Here is a 14153-nt window from a genome sequence, read left to right as displayed (position 1 = left end):
TATCTTACTCTGAACATGTCATCTGCTGCTTTTGCACAACATCCGCCAAAGCACATTCTTTTTTTAACATAAAGGAACTTCTATCGGTAACACTTCCACCCATGATCGGCGCTTTTGTTAAAAGGATTGTCTTAATGAGTTTTGAAGGAAGCGAGGACAAAAACATGAGAAGATCAATACTTATATCGTCTGTATGCGGTAGAAATTGAAACTTTCCTAGTGCTTAAAAGAAGGTATTACGCAGTAAAATTCGCAGCACTCTTTATTTTTACCTTATTTCAAAAAATTATTCAACTGAAATAAGGTTTTGACATGGAATTGATAGAGTTGACGCTTTTCTGCAAAAGTTAAAGCGGGCTCTCACCCGCTTTTTCTGTTTGTTATGGACGGATTACAAGATTTGGTTTCTTTTTCAAGCTGTGTCTGCCGTCAACGAAACGGACAGTGCCTGATTTTGCACGGATAACTAAGCTTTCAGTTGTTCCGACAGAGCCTTTAAATTGAACTCCTTTTAACAGCTCGCCGTCAGTAACCCCTGTAGCTGCAAAAATCGCGTCATCCCCCTTCACAAGGTCTTCCATGCGAAGGACTTTGCTTAAATCAAGGCCCATTTTATGACAGCGTGTGATTTCTTCTTCGTTTTGCGGAAGAAGTTTACCAATGATTTCTCCGCCGAGCGCTTTTAGCGCGACAGCGGATAACACACCCTCAGGAGCGCCGCCTGATCCGAACAGGATGTCAACGCCCGTGTGGTCGAAAGCCGTGTTGATGGCGCCAGCGACATCGCCGTCATTGATCAATTTGATTCTGGCGCCGGCCTCACGAAGCTCGGAAATGATTTTTTCGTGTCTTTCACGGTTTAAAATGGTGGCAACGACGTCCTCAACGTCCTTGTTTTTTGCTTTTGCCACCGCTTTAAGGTTGTCAATGACAGGTGCTTCAATATCTATGCAGCCCACAGCCTCCGGACCGACTGCAATTTTTTGCATATACATGTCAGGAGCATTCAGCAGCGTGCCATGGTCTGCTACCGCAATCACCGTCAGCGCGTTCCAGCCGCCGCTTGCTAAGATGTTTGTGCCTTCAAGAGGGTCAACTGCGACATCAACGCGCGGGCCGTACCCGTTTCCGAGTTTTTCCCCGATATACAGCATTGGCGCTTCGTCCATTTCTCCCTCACCGATTACAACGGTCCCTTTCATCGGCACTGTATCAAAAACGTCTCTCATTGCACTTGTTGCCGCTTCATCAGCCTCGTCCTTTTTTCCCCGGCCCATCCATCTCGCCGATGCTAATGCCGCAGCTTCGGTTACACGTACCAATTCCATTGATAAACTTCTTTCCATTTCAACACGATCTCCTCTCACAAGAAACCATTATGAATTTTGAAGCTGTTCTATTTCTTCGTCTGTCATTCTTTCACGCCAAATTGTAGCTCCAAGCCCCTCAAGCTTCTTCTCAAGGCTGCTGTAGCCTCGGTCAATATGCTCCAGTCCCGTAATTTCCGTGACGCCGTCAGCCATCAGTCCGGCTACCACCAAGCAGGCTCCGGCACGAAGATCGCTCGCCTTCACTTTTGCGCCTTGAAGCTCGACAGGACCTGTGATGATGGCGGATCTGCCTTCTACTTTCATATTGGCACCCATCCGTCTCAGCTCATCAATGTGCTTGAATCTTGCCGAGTAGATGGTGTCTGTAACGACGCTTGTCCCTTTTGCCCTTGTCAGAAGCGCCGTCATCGGCTGCTGTAAATCCGTCGGAAACCCCGGATATACGAGGGTTTTGACGTCAACCGGCTTTAAGTTCTTCTGCCCGCCGACAATAAGAAGCTGGTCGTCGCTTGTTTCGATATGATAGCCCATTTCTCTCAGCTTTGCCGTTAACGACTCAAGATGAGTGGGAATGACGTTATCGATAATGACTTCCTTGCCCATTGCAGCGCCCGCAATCATAAATGTCCCGGCCTCAATTCTGTCCGGTATGATCGTATGCTTGCAGCCGTGCAGTTCCTGAACGCCGTCGATTCGGATCACATTGGTGCCCGCGCCTTTGATTTTGGCGCCCATGCTTGTAAGCAATGTCGCGACGTCAATAATCTCTGGCTCTTTGGCAGCGTTTTCGATAATCGTTTTCCCTTCTGCCAAAACAGCGGCGAGCATAATGTTAATCGTTGCTCCTACGCTTACGACATCTAAATAAATCCGTGCGCCTCTCAGCCTTTCAGCTCGCAAATAAATGGCGCCTTGTTCATTGGTTACTTCAGCTCCGAGCGCCTCAAAGCCTTTGATATGCTGATCAATCGGGCGGGGCCCTAAGTGACAGCCGCCAGGCAATCCAATGACTGCTTGCTTGAAGCGGCCTAGCATCGCCCCCATTAAATAATACGACGCGCGAAGCTTTTTTACTTTCCCGTTAGGAAGCGGCATGCTGATCATCGACGTAGGGTCAACAACCATTTCCCCATTCTCAAAATGCACGTTGCCGCCGATTTCCTTTAACAGGTCACGCAGCGTTTCAATATCTGAAATCTCTGGAAGCCCTTCAATTGTCACCTCGGAATTTGCCAAAATGGTTGCAGGTATTAACGCAACAGCGCTGTTTTTAGCGCCACTGATATGTACTGTACCGTTTAACGAGTCACCGCCGGCAATATTCAACTTTTCCATGATAGTCTCCTTCCATAAGAAGATAGCTGCGGAGCTAAATAAAATGTCATTTTATTCTGTCTCTGCAAATAAAGCTCATGTCCAAAATCTAGCCAATTCGAAGAGAAAGAATACAACACATTGTAAAATATCAGGAAGAAAATAGCGAAGCTTTGCGGGGCACAGGTTTTAAAAGTTGCACAGAGACCCGCCGGCTTAAGAGACATCGTCTTCATCCGGCAAAAGCAGTACGCAAACCCTTCATTCCGATATCAGCTTCTGCAGCCCAATGATTCCTTCTCTGTAAAGCGGCGTCAGCATCTGAAGGTCCGCTGTATCAGGTCGGTGAAAAACAAAGGCCGCGGCAAACAGGCATAAAGCTGTTTGCCGCCCCTTTCATTATTTGTTCCAGTCTGCAAGGAATTGTTCGATTCCTTTGTCTGTTAACGGGTGTTTAGTGAGCGCATGAATGACTTTCAGCGGCATTGTGCCGATGTGAGCCCCTCTTAAAGCGGCTTCTGTCACGTGCTGCGGGTGGCGGATAGACGCTGCAATGATTTGCGTGTCAAGTCCGTGAATGTCAAAAATCTGTTTAACTTCTGAAATCAGGTCAAGCCCGTTGTGGCCGATATCATCTAAACGTCCCAGGAATGGAGATACATACGTCGCCCCCGCTCTTGCAGCAAGAAGCGCCTGGTTGGCATTGAAGATCAATGTAACGTTTGTTTTGATGCCTAAGTCAGTAAGTGCTCTCACCGCTTTTAAACCGTCAGACGTCATTGGAATTTTGACCGTAATGTTCGGAGCGATTTTCGCCAGTTCTTTTCCTTCCTCGATCATTTCCTCAGCTTTCAAAGAAATAACCTCTGCGCTTACAGACCCTTTCACGACGTCTGTAATCTCGCGAAGACGGTCGTGGAATGATACGTTAGCTTCCTTTGCTACTAAACTAGGGTTCGTCGTAACACCGGCGAGAATTCCTAATTCATTCGCTTCTTTAATTTCATCGATATTGGCTGTATCAACAAAGAATAACATTTTCAAAAAGCCTCCCTGATTAAGAAATTTTCTGAACTGTGAGATATGATTACGCTTTCTATAGATAGACGGAAAACCGCCTGTCAAGCTGTCAGGCGGCTATAAAAAGTTCCAATTGAATTAAGCTTGGTTTGAAGAACCAAATTCACGCATTTTACCGATAACTGTTTCTTTGATCGCTTCACGAGCTGGTCCAAGATATTTACGTGGATCGTACTCGTCAGGCTTAGCTGCCAATGTTTCACGAACAGCTTTTGCAGAAGAAATTTGGTTTTCAGTATTCACGTTGATTTTAGCTGTACCAAGTGAAATTGATTTTTTGATGTCAGCAGTCGGAATTCCAGTACCGCCGTGAAGAACTAGCGGAAGACCAGTTGATTTCCCGATTTCTTCCATTTCTTTGAAGCCAAGGTTTGGTTCGCCTTTGTAAGGGCCGTGAACAGAACCTAATGCAGGTGCAAGGCAGTCGATGCCAGTGCGCTCAACAAGCTCTTGGCACTCTTTAGGGTCAGCGTAGATTACGCCTTCAGCGATAACGTCATCTTCTTGTCCGCCGACTGTTCCAAGCTCAGCTTCTACAGATACTCCGTGGAAATGAGCAAGCTCAACAACTTTAGCAGTTGTTGCTACGTTTTCTTCAAATGGATGGTGAGAAGCGTCGATCATTACAGATGTGAAACCTGCATGAATCGCTTTCGCACAAGATTCAAAGCTTGAACCGTGGTCTAAGTGAATCGCAACAGGAACTGTCACTTTGTACTCTTCCATAAGTGCTTTTACCATAGCAACGACTGTTTTGAAGCCGCCCATGTAGCGTCCCGCACCTTCGGAAACACCAAGGATCACTGGAGATTTTTCTTCTTCAGCTGCTTGTAAAATCGCTTGAGTAAACTCAAGGTTGTTTAAGTTAAATTGTCCTACAGCGTACCCTTTTTCTTTAGCTGTATTCAACATTTCCGTCATAGAAACTAAAGGCATGTCGAATGTCCTCCTTATGTAGCCTGATTGTCTTCTAGCGAAAAAAGCTTTCCACCCTAGCATGACCCATATATTGCTGTCATATGTAAATACTCAGATCGCTTTTTCTCCATAACTAGGATACCAACTTTTCGACAAATCGGCAACACAATGACATCATTCATTTGTTTCTTCTTTTTGTCAGTTAGACTTCAGGGGCAGATATTTTTTGACGGCATCTCTAATTTCGTCGATGTCAAACGGCTTTGCAAAGTGCGTCAGAGCGCCCAATTCCTTTGATTCCTGGATCATGTCGAGCTCTCCGTATGCCGTCATGATAATGACCCGGATGTTTTCGTCAATGACCTTCATCCGTTTTAGGATTTCGATTCCGTCCATGCCGGGAATTTTCATGTCTAAAAGCACAAGATCGGGCCGTTCTTTTGTCACAATGTCAAGCGCCTGCAGGCCGTTTGCAGCCTGAAACGTCTGGTAGCCTTCTTTATTGAACACTTCATTAAGCAAAATACGAATGCCGTATTGATCATCAACGATTAAAATTTTTTCATTCATCATTTTACACCCCAATATTATGATTTTCGTCAAAAGTAAGCAGTAGTGTATGTATTCTGTTTGATTTTCCTATTTCCTTTAATTATAATAGTCTACTTTACGACATTTTCTGAGCATTTTCTCTTTTGTTGTATACTGATATTGTACGTTATAAAGGAGGATTCACTTATGTTGAAAATATTTACGACGCAGTTAACAGGTATTTTTTCCCGCATTCAGGATAAGGAATCTGACGCGATTGAAGATGGGGCGCGGCTGCTTGCTCAAGCGGTGATCAGCGGGCATTCCATTTATTTATACGGAGCGAATGAGCTTCAGGGCGTCTTTTATGAGGCCACTGAAAGCAAAGAACCCTTTCCATCTGTCAAAGCCTTTCCGGAAAGCGCTGAAGAAGTGACAGAAAGCGACAGGGTGCTGATGTTTTGCTCGGGGCCGGGCACAGCCGAAGAGCAGGCGCTCGCAAAAGAGCTGTATGAAAAAGGCGCGGGAGTCGTATGCGTTTCGCCCGCAGCCAAAGATAGCGCGGGAATAGAACAGTATTGTGATGTGCATATTGATTCTAAATTAAAAATGCCGCTTGTTCCCGATGAAGACGGCACCCGTTACGGATTTCCCTCTTTAATGACGGCACTGTATGTCTATCACGCTTTATCGTTTACCCTAAAAGAAATTCTGCAAGAGTATGCATAATATCTTATTGTACATGCTTGATCTTGCCGGAAACAAATAAAAAAGACTTGCCCGCTTTTGACAAACGGCAAGTCTTTTTTTGTTACTTCTGATTCGCAGCTTCGACAGACGCTCCGATAAAGCCTTTAAATAGAGGCTGAGGTCTTGTCGGTCTTGACTTGAACTCTGGGTGGAACTGAGAAGCCACGAACCAAGGGTGGTCTTTCAGCTCGATGATTTCAACAAGGCGTCCGTCAGGGCTTGTGCCTGAGAATACGAAGCCTTGCTCTTCCATTTGCTGTCTGAATTCATTGTTAAACTCATAGCGATGGCGGTGGCGCTCGTACACCACTTCATCCTGATACACTTCAAAGGCTTTCGTGCCTTCTTCAAGCTTACAAGGGTAAAGGCCGAGACGAAGCGTTCCTCCGAGATCCTCAACATCCTTCTGTTCAGGAAGAAGGTCAATGATCGGGTATTGAGTTGACGGATCAATTTCCGCTGAGTGAGCGCCTTTTAAGCCCAATACGTTTCGTGCGTATTCAATAGACGCCACCTGCATGCCCAAGCAAATGCCCAAGAACGGAATATTGTTTTCGCGCGCGTATTTTGTTGCGACGATTTTGCCTTCAACACCGCGGTCTCCGAATCCGCCCGGCACAATGATGCCGTCAGTTCCGCTTGTGAGTTCTGCGATATTGTTTTCTGTCACTTCTTCCGCGTTGATCCATTTCACTTTTACATCTGTGTCAAACGCATAGCCCGCATGGCGAAGGGACTCGACAACAGAAATGTATGCGTCAGGAAGCTCAACGTATTTGCCGACAAGGCCGATTGTAATCGTTTGAGACAGGTTGCTGACCTTGTTAACAAGCTCTTTCCACTCGGACATTTCCGCTTCTTCGCATGCCAATTTCATGTGCTCGCAAACAAGCTTATCAAGCCCTTGTTTTTGAAGCTCAAGCGGAATGGAGTAGAGGTTGTCCGCATCTTCACATTCAATAACCGCTTTTGTATCGATGTCGCAGAATAGCGCGATTTTATCTTTCATATCTTGAGAAATCGGCATTTCTGTACGAACGACGATGATGTTTGGCTGAATGCCCAAGCTGCGCAATTCTTTTACGCTGTGCTGTGTCGGTTTTGTTTTTAATTCCCCAGCAGCTTTAATGTAAGGGACAAGCGTACAATGGATGTACATTACGTTTTCACGGCCGATGTCGCTCTTCATTTGGCGGATTGCTTCAAGGAATGGCAATGATTCGATGTCTCCGACAGTACCGCCGATTTCTGTAATAACGACATCTGCGTTTGTCTCTTTTCCTGCGCGGTAAACACGGTCTTTCAATTCGTTTGTGATGTGCGGGATGACCTGTACGGTTCCGCCAAGGTAATCTCCGCGGCGTTCTTTTTTAAGAACTGTAGAATAGATTTTACCTGTTGTCACGTTGCTGAATTTATTCAGGTTGATGTCGATAAAACGCTCATAGTGACCAAGGTCCAAGTCTGTTTCAGCGCCGTCATCCGTTACGAATACTTCACCGTGCTGGTACGGGCTCATTGTTCCCGGGTCAACATTGATGTATGGATCGAATTTTTGAATCGTCACGTTCAGTCCGCGGTTTTTCAGCAAACGTCCTAATGAAGCTGCTACAATACCCTTTCCAAGTGAGGATACAACTCCCCCGGTTACAAAAATATATTTCGTCATTTCGTTTGCTCCTCTCTTCGCTCTTAGCTACATTTTTAAAATGTACTATTTTATAAAAAATCATTTAGCCTTTTAAATGATTTATAAGAAAAATGAGGGGTGAAAATAAGAAAGCTCCCTTTCAATTTCTTGAAAGGGAGCATAACGTACTATGTTCTCTCTTCGTTTTTGAAGAGCCCAAAATACATACTACATAGTTCGACTATGAAAGTCAAGATCGTTTTGAAGATGAAATCTGATACTATTTAATTTCCTCTTCTTCATCATCATAGTCTTCATCATCTTCATCAACAATATCTTCTTCGATCTCAAGATCGTCGTCGTCTTCGTCAAGATCTTCATCGTCAAAATCGTCGGCTTCAAGATCGAGTTCTTCCTCAACTTCATCCAAATCAAGGTCGTCTTCGTCGATCTCTTCAAACTCGTCAAGATCAAGATCTTCTTCGACTGCTTTCTTCGCTTTTTTCTTTTTCGCCTTGACTGTCGGCTGTGTTTCTTCGTCAAGCTGATCATAGGGATACCAGCTGCGAAGCCCCCACGTCTGGTCAGAAAGCGCCAGGAAGCGGCCGTCAATGTTTAAATCTGTATAAAATTGAGCGATGCGGTCTCCAAGCTCTTCTTTTTTCACGCCGAGCAAAGATGCAATTTCATTTAAAAGCTCCTGAAAAGGAACTGGTTTTTTATGTTCTTCAAATAATTCGTGAGCGATTTCAACTAAAGCCATTTCCTTTAGCTCTTCCTGTGAATATTGTTTGATACCCAAGGTCGGACACTCCCTTTCTATTACTTATATGTATCTGTTTTATCAATAATGAAAGCGATTTTGTATCGTTCTTATACAAACCATACCTCTCATTATAAACAAAATAAAACAGAATATGCTACCCTTAACAGCGTTAATTTAAATAATTTTACAAGAGTGATCCGACTGAGAGATGTTTTCCGTTAATCCGCGAGCATTCTGGAGATGACAAGTCTTTGAATTTCTTGAGTGCCTTCATAGATTTGCGTGATTTTCGCATCACGCATATAACGTTCTACTGGGTAATCTTTTGTATAGCCGTAGCCGCCGAAAATCTGCACGGCTTCAGTCGTCACCTTCATCGCCGTATCTCCAGCCATCAGTTTGGACATGGCGGAAGCTTTTCCATATGGAAGGCCTGATGATTCTAACCATGCAGCCTGATAGGTCAGTAGCCTTGAAGCTTCTATCATTGTAGCCATATCCGCGAGTTTAAAAGCGATGCCCTGCTGCTCAGCGATCGCTTTTCCGAATTGCTTTCGCTCTTTTGCATATTGAAGCGCCGCATCAAGCGCCCCTTGAGCGATACCTACGGCTTGTGCGGCAATGCCGTTTCTGCCTCCGTCAAGCGTCTGCATCGCGATTTTGAAGCCTTCTCCTTCTTCTCCGAGACGGTTTGATGCAGGGACTACACAATCTTCGAACATGATTTCCGTTGTCGGTGAAGAACGGATGCCCAGCTTCTTTTCTTTCTTGCCTGTAAAAAATCCTTCAAAATCCTTTTCTACTATAAAAGCGGTAATGCCTTTTTTCTTTTTCTCGGGATCGGTGACTGCAAAAACAATATAAATATCAGCAACACCGCCGTTTGTGATAAACACTTTTGAACCATTTAACACATAGTCATCGCCGATTCGTTCAGCAGTTGTTTTCATGCCGCCGGCGTCAGAGCCGGACCCTGGTTCGGTCAAAGCGAATGCGCCGATTTTCTCTCCTAGGGCCAGCTGTGTTAAGTACTCTGTCTTCTGTTCCTCCGTCCCAAAGGCAAACAGCGGCCAGCTGCAAAGAGAGATATGGGCGGAAAGCGTCACACCGGTGGAGGCGCACACTTTTGACAGCTCCTCCACCGCGATGACGTAGGCCAAATCATCACTCCCGATTCCACCGTAATCTTCAGGCCACGGAATTCCCGTCAGCCCCAGATTTGCCATTTCCCGAAACAGTTCGCGATCGAAGCGTTCTTGTTCGTCTCGTTCTGCCGCTGTCGGAGCCACCTCATGTTTCGCAAAATCGCGCACCAATTTTCGTATCATCTCGTGTTCTTCTGATAATGAAAAATTCATTCCTTCTCCCCCATTTTCAGGTCAGCGCCTAAAACGGATTGAGCCAGAAGCTCGACGACGTCGTATGTTTTGACTTGGTCTTCGGCTTCCTTCGCCTTTGTGCCGTCCCCAAGCATCGTGAGACAGTACGGACAGCCGGAACTGATCACCGATGGGTTGACTGCGAGCGCTTGCTCAGTCCTGGCGACGTTAATCCTGTTGCCCGTTTCCTCCTCCATCCACATTAATCCCCCGCCGGCTCCGCAGCACATGCCGGTTTCCCGGTTCCTCTCCATTTCAATCAGCTGCACGCCCGGAATGGCTTTCAAAATCTCTCTCGGCGGATCATAGACTTCATTGTACCGGCCCAAATAGCACGAATCATGGAAGGTAATCGTCTCATGAAGCGGGTGCTGCGGCTTTAACTTTCCGTTTTTTACAAGCTCGGCCAGCACCTCTGTATGATGATAAACCTCGCCTTCAAATCCGAAATCCGGATATTCGTTTTTAAATAAATTGTATGCATGGGGATCGATCGTAACGATTTTTTTGACATCATTTTTTTCAAATTCAGAAATATTCTTCTCAGCCAGCTCTTGGAACAAAAATTCATTTCCGAGGCGGCGCGGCGTGTCTCCTGAATTTTTTTCTTTATTGCCGAGGATCGCGAAGGACACGCCTGCGTGATTGAGCAGCTTGGCAAAGGAAATCGTGATTTTCTGGCTTCTGTTGTCGTAGGACCCCATGGAACCAACCCAGAAAAGGTACTCAAACTCTTTTCCTTCTTTTTTCATTTCTTTCACGGTCGGTATCTCAGCATCCGGCGCCGCGTCACGCCAGTTTTCGCGTTCCTTGCGGTTGAGTCCCCACGGATTTCCCTGCCGCTCGATACTAGTCATCGCGCGCTGGGCGTCACTGTCCATTTTTCCTTCAGTCAGTACGAGGTAGCGGCGGAGATCGATGATTTTATCCACGTGCTCATTCATGACCGGGCATTGATCCTCACAGTTTCGGCAAGTGGTGCATGCCCAAATTTCTTCCTCTGTGATGACGTCGCCGATCAAGCTTGGATTGTAATCCAGCGCTGCTGCGGCTTCCTGCGACCCGCTGCCCGCTGACGCTGCGGCCAGCTGATTGCCTCTCGTATGTTGGAACGCTGCCGCGGGCACCCATGGCGAGCGCGAGGTGACGGCGGCGCCTTTTTCCGTGAGATGGTCTCTGAGACGCAAAATCAAGTCCATCGGAGACAGCATTTTTCCGGTGCCTGTTGCAGGGCACATATTGGTGCAGCGGCCGCACTCGACACACGCGTACAAGTCAAGCAGCTGGGATTGCCTGAAATCTTCAATTTTACCCGCTCCGTAGCTTTCTTTCGTTTCGTCGGTAAAATCTATTTTTTCAAGTTTTCCGGCAGATTCCATTCGATTGAAAAAGACATTTGCCGGGCCGGCGATTAAATGGGCATGCTTCGACTGAGGCACGTACACTAAAAAGCTAAGCAAGAACAAAAGATGGATCCACCATGCGATATAGAAAATCACTGCCGCACCTGTTTTCCCGACTCCGCTAAGCATAAACGCAATACCTGAAGCAATTGGCTCGCTCCAAGAAAGCCCATGCTCATGCCAGATCAGATTCATCCCATTCCCAAGCAGAACGGTCAGCATTAAACCTCCGATGAAAATCAGAACGAGTCCCGCTTTGAAATTGCGTTTCAGCCTCACGAGCTTTTCGATATAACGTCTGTAGAATGCCCATCCCACAGCAATTAAAATGAGAAACGTAACAATTTCTTGAAAAAAGGTGAAAGCGGGATAGACCGGTCCAAGCGGCAGATTTCGACCGGGAGCCAGTCCTTTGATGATAAAGTCAATCGCTCCGAACTGAACCAAAATAAATCCATAGAAAAACATGACGTGAATGATACCGCTTTTCTTGTCCTTGAGCAGTTTTTTCTGTCCGAATACATTCACCCATATGGCGCGAAGCCGTTCCTTGAACCGTTGATCAAATTGTTCTTTCTGGCCGAGCTTGATGTAGGCCAGTCTCGTTTTGACCAAGTACACAAACAAATAGACAGCGTAAGCGGTTACAATCAAAAATAATAATGCATTTGCGATGAGAAAGCCGCTCATTCCAATTCCCCCTTTTTACTGGATAAAGACCGCGATCCCCTACCCCCGAATCTGTATAAGATTACCTTTATGATAAATAATGAATGAGTGTTCAGTCAATAATTAAATTCCCGCTGTTCGGGCACACTACCTTTACTACGGAAAGGAGTGCCGGTATGAAGGTATTTATCGTGATTATGATCATTGTCGTTATTTTTTTTGCTTTGATTCTGCTTGATATCTTCATGGGCCGTGCCGGATACAGAAAGAAGGCGTACGAGCCTGTTTTTTCAAAAAAGAAGAGTGACATCGAATTGATCCACTGCGGCGCTGATCTCGTTGAGCGGATGATGAAGGATATTCGCCAGGCCGCCTCTTCTGTTCACATGATGTTTTTTATTATGAAAAATGATGAGGTCAGCCACAATATGTATACCCTGCTGAAAACAAAAGCCCAGGCTGGCGTCTCCGTTTATTTGCTTCTGGATTGGGCGGGCTGCCGGGCAATTAAAAAAACGGCGCTGCAGACAATGCAAAATGCCGGCGTCCATGTCCATGTGATGAATCGTCCCCGTTTTCCTTTTTTCTTTTTTCACATGCAAAAGCGGAATCACCGGAAGATTACGGTGATAGACGGAAAAATCGGTTATATCGGCGGGTTTAACATCGCCGAAGAATATCTTGGAAAGAAGGCGAAGTTCGGCAATTGGGAGGATTATCATCTGCGTATAAAGGGAGAAGGCGTACATGATCTTCAAACGCTTTTTGCTTCCGATCTAAAACGAAATACCGGAATCGCATTGGGTTCGGATGTTTGGCCAAAGCTTCAGCAAGGGAATATTTCTCACAAGATCTATGCGACCGACGGTTATTCCCTTGAAAACATATACTTGGCCAATATCGCCCAAGCGAAGAATCGCCTTACGGTTTGCACGCCTTATTACATTCCATCAAAACCGCTCCAAGAGGCCCTCCTCAATGCAAGAAAAAACGGCGTATCCGTGAGAATCATTGTACCGATGAAATCAGACCATCCGCTGGTGAGAGAAGCGGCTTTTACGTATTATTCGGAGCTCTTGGATGCCGGCTGTCTTATTTATCGTTATTATCAAGGGTTTTATCATGTAAAAGCTGTCATCATAGACGACCATCTCAGCATAATCGGAACAGCCAACTTCGATAAACGAAGCCTGTTTTTAAATGAAGAGGTGAATGTCGAAATTGATGACGAAGCGTTTACAAGTGAAGTCTATGCCACGATTGAGGAGGATATGAAAAAGTCGGAGCTGCTGACGATGGAGGATTTCAGCAAGCGCACATTCAGGCAGCGACCGGCGGAATGGCTCGGCAAGGCGTTATCTTATTTCTTATAAAGGAGAGTTCCTATGATTTTCAGATTCGGGTTCGTTTCAAATGCGATGAGCCTTTGGGATGCGTCTCCCGCTAAAACATTGACATTCGCGCGTTATTCAAAGCTTTCAAAGACTGAAAGAAAAGAAGCGCTTCTGACTGTGACAAAAGCCAATTTACGCAATACGATGAGAACCCTTCACTATATCATCGGACACGGCATTCCTTTGTACCGTTTTTCCAGTTCGATTGTGCCGCTGGCTACGCACCCCGAGGTGATGTGGGATTTTGTAACACCATTTCAAAAAGAGTTTCGGGAGATTGGAGAGCTTGTGAAAACACATCAACTGCGAACAAGCTTTCATCCAAACCAATTCACTCTGTTTACGAGCCCGAAGGAATCTGTCACAAACAATGCGGTAACCGATATGGCGTATCATTACCGTATGCTTGAAGCCATGGGCATTGCTGATCGCTCCGTGATCAATATTCATATTGGCGGAGCTTACGGCAATAAAGACACCGCGACCGCACAATTTCATCACAATATAAAACAGCTGCCACAGGAGATCAAGCAGCGGATGACACTTGAAAATGATGATAAAACATATACGACGGAAGAAACGCTTCAGGTCTGTGAGCAGGAGGATGTTCCGTTCGTCTTTGACTTTCATCATTTTTACGCCAATCCAGATGATCACGCCGACCTGAATGAAGCGCTGCCCCGGATGATCAAAACGTGGGAGCGGATCGGCCTTCAGCCTAAGGTTCACTTGTCTTCCCCAAAATCGGAGCAAGCCATGCGCAGCCATGCCGATTATGTTGACGCCAACTTTTTGCTGCCGCTGTTGGAACGCTTTAGGCAATGGGGAACAAATATAGATTTCATGATCGAAGCAAAGCAGAAAGACAAGGCGCTTCTCCGCTTGATGGATGAATTAAGCTCCATCCGCGGTGTCAAACGCATCGGCGGCGGCGCGCTGCAATGGAAGTCATAAATGTGCAAAAACAGGTTTACGGCTTGCTCGCTCT

General features: G+C 45.9%; 13 protein-coding genes. 3 read left to right on the top strand and 10 right to left on the bottom strand.

Going from position 1 to position 14153, the window contains the following annotated elements:
• Positions 1–4: 4 nt before the first annotated feature.
• The 6 genes from NZD81_RS13480 to spo0F form a co-directional block, all read right to left on the bottom strand.
• Positions 5–166: a hypothetical protein gene (locus NZD81_RS13480; protein WP_003227632.1), complete on the bottom strand. Its 162-nt coding sequence runs from the start codon at positions 164–166 to the stop codon at positions 5–7.
• A gap of 214 nt (positions 167–380) precedes the next feature.
• A complete protein-coding gene (gene glpX / locus NZD81_RS13475; RefSeq protein ID WP_040081539.1) occupies positions 381–1346 on the bottom strand; it encodes a class II fructose-bisphosphatase in 966 nt (321 codons plus the stop codon).
• Between the two features lie 30 nt (positions 1347–1376).
• Positions 1377–2666: a UDP-N-acetylglucosamine 1-carboxyvinyltransferase gene (locus tag NZD81_RS13470; protein ID WP_014665738.1), complete on the bottom strand. Its 1290-nt coding sequence runs from the start codon at positions 2664–2666 to the stop codon at positions 1377–1379.
• A gap of 378 nt (positions 2667–3044) precedes the next feature.
• Positions 3045–3683: a fructose-6-phosphate aldolase gene (gene fsa / locus NZD81_RS13465; RefSeq protein WP_014665739.1), complete on the bottom strand. Its 639-nt coding sequence runs from the start codon at positions 3681–3683 to the stop codon at positions 3045–3047.
• 120 nt (positions 3684–3803) lie between these two features.
• Positions 3804–4661 carry a class II fructose-bisphosphate aldolase gene (locus NZD81_RS13460; protein ID WP_003243339.1) on the bottom strand — a complete coding sequence of 286 codons (858 nt, stop codon included), beginning with the start codon at positions 4659–4661 and terminating at the stop codon, positions 3804–3806.
• Positions 4662–4841: 180 nt separating this feature from the next.
• A complete protein-coding gene (spo0F, locus tag NZD81_RS13455) occupies positions 4842–5216 on the bottom strand; it encodes a sporulation initiation phosphotransferase Spo0F (protein ID WP_003227621.1) in 375 nt (124 codons plus the stop codon).
• Between the two features lie 165 nt (positions 5217–5381).
• On the opposite strand from spo0F, the gene NZD81_RS13450 reads away from it, so the two are divergent.
• A complete protein-coding gene (locus tag NZD81_RS13450; RefSeq protein WP_014665740.1) occupies positions 5382–5903 on the top strand; it encodes a DUF2529 domain-containing protein in 522 nt (173 codons plus the stop codon).
• An 82-nt stretch (positions 5904–5985) separates the two neighbouring features.
• Here NZD81_RS13450 and pyrG read toward each other — a convergent pair whose 3' ends face one another.
• The 4 genes from pyrG to NZD81_RS13430 form a co-directional block, all read right to left on the bottom strand.
• Complete coding sequence (gene pyrG, locus NZD81_RS13445) at positions 5986–7593, bottom strand: glutamine hydrolyzing CTP synthase (RefSeq protein WP_014665741.1); 1608 nt, start codon at positions 7591–7593, stop codon at positions 5986–5988.
• Positions 7594–7834: 241 nt separating this feature from the next.
• Complete coding sequence (gene rpoE / locus NZD81_RS13440; RefSeq protein ID WP_014665742.1) at positions 7835–8356, bottom strand: DNA-directed RNA polymerase subunit delta; 522 nt, start codon at positions 8354–8356, stop codon at positions 7835–7837.
• A gap of 182 nt (positions 8357–8538) precedes the next feature.
• The gene (gene acdA / locus NZD81_RS13435; protein ID WP_136653870.1) at positions 8539–9678 is read right to left on the bottom strand and encodes an acyl-CoA dehydrogenase AcdA; all 1140 of its coding nucleotides are present in this window, start codon (positions 9676–9678) and stop codon (positions 8539–8541) included.
• The gene (locus tag NZD81_RS13430; protein ID WP_282373761.1) at positions 9675–11792 is read right to left on the bottom strand and encodes a heterodisulfide reductase-related iron-sulfur binding cluster; all 2118 of its coding nucleotides are present in this window, start codon (positions 11790–11792) and stop codon (positions 9675–9677) included. Before NZD81_RS13430 ends, acdA begins: the two co-directional genes overlap by 4 nt.
• Positions 11793–11947: 155 nt before the next feature.
• Between NZD81_RS13430 and cls the strand changes: the two genes are divergently transcribed.
• Positions 11948–13144: a cardiolipin synthase gene (cls, locus tag NZD81_RS13425; RefSeq protein ID WP_282373762.1), complete on the top strand. Its 1197-nt coding sequence runs from the start codon at positions 11948–11950 to the stop codon at positions 13142–13144.
• 12 nt (positions 13145–13156) lie between these two features.
• Positions 13157–14119 carry a UV DNA damage repair endonuclease UvsE gene (gene uvsE / locus NZD81_RS13420; RefSeq protein WP_136653873.1) on the top strand — a complete coding sequence of 321 codons (963 nt, stop codon included), beginning with the start codon at positions 13157–13159 and terminating at the stop codon, positions 14117–14119.
• The last annotated feature ends 34 nt before the right edge of the window (positions 14120–14153 follow it).

The sequence above is a fragment of the Bacillus sp. B.PNR1 genome, from assembly GCF_030386235.1.
GTDB lineage: Bacteria > Bacillota > Bacilli > Bacillales > Bacillaceae > Bacillus > Bacillus stercoris.
Note: the sequence above shows the minus strand (reverse complement) of the source record. Positions and strands in the feature narration are given on the sequence as shown.

Excerpts from the sequence above, each read along its gene's own strand:
- NZD81_RS13480 (WP_003227632.1), bottom strand. The coding sequence starts at position 166 with ATGTTTTTGTCCTCGCTTCCTTCAAAACTCATTAAGACAATCCTTTTA.
- glpX (WP_040081539.1), bottom strand. The coding sequence starts at position 1,346 with ATGGAAAGAAGTTTATCAATGGAATTGGTACGTGTAACCGAAGCTGCG.
- NZD81_RS13470 (WP_014665738.1), bottom strand. The coding sequence starts at position 2,666 with ATGGAAAAGTTGAATATTGCCGGCGGTGACTCGTTAAACGGTACAGTA.
- fsa (WP_014665739.1), bottom strand. The coding sequence starts at position 3,683 with ATGTTATTCTTTGTTGATACAGCCAATATCGATGAAATTAAAGAAGCG.
- NZD81_RS13460 (WP_003243339.1), bottom strand. The coding sequence starts at position 4,661 with ATGCCTTTAGTTTCTATGACGGAAATGTTGAATACAGCTAAAGAAAAA.
- spo0F (WP_003227621.1), bottom strand. The coding sequence starts at position 5,216 with ATGATGAATGAAAAAATTTTAATCGTTGATGATCAATACGGCATTCGT.
- NZD81_RS13450 (WP_014665740.1), top strand. The coding sequence starts at position 5,382 with ATGTTGAAAATATTTACGACGCAGTTAACAGGTATTTTTTCCCGCATT.
- pyrG (WP_014665741.1), bottom strand. The coding sequence starts at position 7,593 with ATGACGAAATATATTTTTGTAACCGGGGGAGTTGTATCCTCACTTGGA.
- acdA (WP_136653870.1), bottom strand. The coding sequence starts at position 9,678 with ATGAATTTTTCATTATCAGAAGAACACGAGATGATACGAAAATTGGTG.
- NZD81_RS13430 (WP_282373761.1), bottom strand. The coding sequence starts at position 11,792 with ATGAGCGGCTTTCTCATCGCAAATGCATTATTATTTTTGATTGTAACC.
- cls (WP_282373762.1), top strand. The coding sequence starts at position 11,948 with ATGAAGGTATTTATCGTGATTATGATCATTGTCGTTATTTTTTTTGCT.
- uvsE (WP_136653873.1), top strand. The coding sequence starts at position 13,157 with ATGATTTTCAGATTCGGGTTCGTTTCAAATGCGATGAGCCTTTGGGAT.